The sequence below is a fragment of the Okeania sp. SIO2F4 genome, assembly GCF_010672385.1.
In the GTDB taxonomy this organism is placed as follows: domain Bacteria; phylum Cyanobacteriota; class Cyanobacteriia; order Cyanobacteriales; family Microcoleaceae; genus Trichodesmium.
In genome coordinates this window covers 1-3,545 of the sequence record NZ_JAAHGT010000977.1, presented here as the reverse complement: position 1 = coordinate 3,545, position 3,545 = coordinate 1, and the positions used below count along the sequence as shown (strand labels likewise).

At 31.3% G+C, this 3,545-nt stretch carries 2 protein-coding genes; both read right to left on the bottom strand.

Translation table 11 applies throughout. The features are described from left to right. Positions 1 to 55 precede the first annotated feature (55 nt). Entirely contained in the window at positions 56 to 538 is a 483-nt protein-coding gene (locus F6K22_RS35875; protein ID WP_293109376.1) for a helicase-related protein, read from the bottom strand. 63 nt (positions 539 to 601) lie between these two features. Next, entirely contained in the window at positions 602 to 2,857 is a 2,256-nt protein-coding gene (locus F6K22_RS35870) for an ATP-binding protein (RefSeq protein WP_293109373.1), read from the bottom strand. Between the last annotated feature and the right edge of the window lie 688 nt (positions 2,858 to 3,545).

Here is a 3,545-nt window from a genome sequence, read left to right as displayed (position 1 = left end):
AGACATCCTTAAAACTTTAAGGTTTAGCGATCGCCTAATTTATGAAAAATACAGCTCATACAGTTACTGTTATATTACATTGCAAATATCTATGTAACATGTAAAGATGCCAGCGCTCATTGCTATAAATTGCGCGATCGCTCAAATAAAAGGTTATCTTTTTTGGTTGATTATCTAAAGTTTTTGCGGTGTTATTTTCCCAATATTCTCCCCGCGCTCTATAGATAACTTGTATGATTTCCATTAAATTTCTTTCTATTTGAAATTTAGGAATTTCTACTAAGATAATTTTGGCTTTAGGAAAGGATAAACCTCGACTTGCTGAAGATGTCATAAATACAACTTTGACGTCTTGTTTACATTCTTCTATTTTGCTCTTTTTTTCACCGGATAAATTAGCGTGTATTTCCAGATAGTCTTTATATTGTTCAAATTTTCGAGAATTACGAATTTTGTCTATTAATTCTTGTAATTTTCGTTTATCTTGAATATAAACTAAGATTTGACTAGATTCTGGATTATCTAAATAGGAATTTATATCGGATAAAATATTTGCTTGAACTGTTTTGATTAACTCTTTATGATCATCTTTAAATTTAGCTTAATTAAATTTATAAAATTCGAGGAAAACTTTATAAGTTATATCTAAACTACTAGCAGGATAAGAATTAGCATTAATAGCAATTGCTGGTTGTTTATTAAATTCAAAAGTCTCTACTTGCAAGGGGGAATTGCCATTCGCCCCTACAGACCTAAAATAGATTTTATCTGGCTCTGTAGAAGTCCGAGATAAATGTTGTTGAATAAGCTCTTTTTCGACAATAGAAGCATCAGCAACAATTACTTTTGTATTAAATCCAAATTCAGGATTAGTCAAATTGTAATCTTTCAAAAAATCCTTAATTCCATGCAAAAAATTTACTCCACTATCATCTCCAGTTACTTCATCTATCATTACAAATATGTGCTTTATTCTCTGAGAAATTTCTCGCATTTTTTCAGGCATCACACCTGTATTTCGATTATAAGCATCTTTAAATATTTCCCGGAGATGGTTCAGAGTATCTCCACCATTTGATGTTTTTCTTAAAGATTGAATCGAGACTGTAGCGACAATATTATTAGAGATATTTTGATTGATAGTTGTATGTATTCCCTGACAGATACTATAGAGAACTCCTGCACTTTTTTCCCCAATATCTTTAATACTATCCTCGGTTTCTCTGTAAAATGGCGACTTTCTATGGGCAGTTTTTTGTAGGGGCTTGGTAACCAAGCCCCTACAAAATGGGATAAAATTGACAGTATTTTTAATGAAATTATCTTGACGGAGATTGGAACGATAATTAACTGTAATTTTACCATTATTTTCTTTAATAAGAATAGAGTTGGTTGTCAGACAAAATATATTGTTGCTGCATAAAGATTCGTCAGTTTTAGACTTAAACTTATTGATTAAATCGACATTAACTTGGGTACGAGGACTAACATAAAATAATAGAAATCCGTCATCTATATGAGATTTGAGAAAATTAGCGATCGCTGTAGTTTTTCCTATTCCTGGATTACCTGTTAAAAATATATAAGTTTGATCACCTTCCAGCACTTTTTTAATTAATTCACGATGAGCATTTCTTAAAGTTGACTTGGGAGTAACATCCATTTCTTTTGCTAAATCATCTGAAATAATTCCGACTGAATTAAAGAAACCATCAATTTTTTCTTGATGAATTACTTGAGTAATTTTATCCTCCTTTCCATAAATATTTTCGACAGATAATTCTTTGGCAAAGTTTCTCCCATTTTGAAAACTTTTTTTGGCATTATTTTTAATTTTTTCCAAAACTTCCTGGCGAGCAATTTTTATCTCTTGCTCCTTCGGTTCATTTTGATAAATATCTACACAAGTCTCAAGAATATTGATATTTTTTAGTTGTAAACATAGAGAATTAACGTTGCGTTGGCGGAGCCTAGCGGCAGCTACATCGCTATATCCCACTGCATTAAAAAGTAATGACTTAGACTCATCTAATATATCGGTTTCTTTCTTGAGAAAATTATAGAAACTATAAGCATAAGCACCAGCTTGAATTAACTTAGCAGTTTCCTTATCCTTACGTTTAAAAGCTGTAAAATATTGTTTTAAATCTGGGGAAAACTCTAAACCAAAATCCTGAGTATCTCCCGTATCTATTCGCAGTTTAGAAAAAACACTTTTAGAACGTATATGTTTAATATCCTTCATCAACATTCGGCGCAATACTTCTATATCATCCAGTGCTAATAAATCTTCCATTGACTTGATAGAAAATATCGACAAATCTACACAAATAATTCTAATTTCTCTGCGATAACGTAACAAAATTAAAGTATCTGCTTGTAAAAATTCTCCTTTTTTGTGGTACTTGATAACGTAATTGTTTAATTGACTATCTAAAACATCAGCAGATAAAAATTGAGATAATAATTTGCTATTTGCTAGTTGTCTATCCTTGGGGTTACAACCAAAAGCATTATCTCCATGAAAACTGCATTGATAGTATAAAATTTCCGGTTTTCTCAAGTTGAGATTCCAACCAGTTGACTTGATATATTCACGAAAAAAATTTAATCCAGCAATAAATCCTTTCTGAATAAAATATTGACTCCATCTTTCCAGATTTTTAATACTCCCTTCGCTAGATATTTTCTCTGCATCTGCGATTTTTCTAACCAGAGTTATTAATCTGAGTTTCTCTAAATCTTGAGAATATAGATCGGCAAAATAATTTTGATATTTCTGGTGTTGAATATCAGCAAGTACGCCAATATTAAATCCTACTTCAAATAAACATCCTAAATTTTCAGCAAGTGACATAATTTGCTCCTTTTGATTGATAGTAGTTTTAGCTTCCTCAAGTTTTTCAATTAACATTATCTCAGCTAAGGGCAAATTTTTGCCTACTCATAAATATAGATATCCTCAAAATTTTTCACTTTCTGACTTTGAGCGAAAATTTTCAGCTTTGAGCGAAAATGTCAGAGTCTAGTGGAGACAGATATATCTGGCAAAGACAAATTTTTGCCTATTCATAAATATAGATATCCTCAAAATTTTTCACTTTCTGACTTTGAGCGAAAATTTTCAGCTTTGAGCGAAAATGTCAGAGTCTAATTTGGAGAGATATATCTGGCAAAGCCAAATTTTTGCCTATTCTTAAATATAGATATCCTCAAAATTTTCCACTTTCGGAATTTGAGCGAAAATTCTGTAGTTTTCCCGAAAATGTCAGAGTCTAGTAGAGAGATATATATCTGGCAAAGACAAATTTTTGCCTATTCATAAATATAGATAGTCTCAAAATTTTTCACTTTCGGAATTTGAGCGAAAATTCTGTAGTTTTCCCGAAAATGTCAGAGTCTAATTTGCAGAGATATATCTGGCAAAGCCAAATTTTTGCCTATTCTTAAATATAGATATCCTCAAAATTTTTCACTTTCTGACTTTGAGCGAAAATTTTCAGCTTTGAGCGAAAATGTCAGAGTCTAGTTGGGAGAGATATCTC

What these genes read in the sequence shown, in the direction of transcription:
- F6K22_RS35870 (WP_293109373.1), bottom strand. Translation starts at nt 2,857, where the DNA reads ATGTCACTTGCTGAAAATTTAGGATGTTTATTTGAAGTAGGATTTAAT.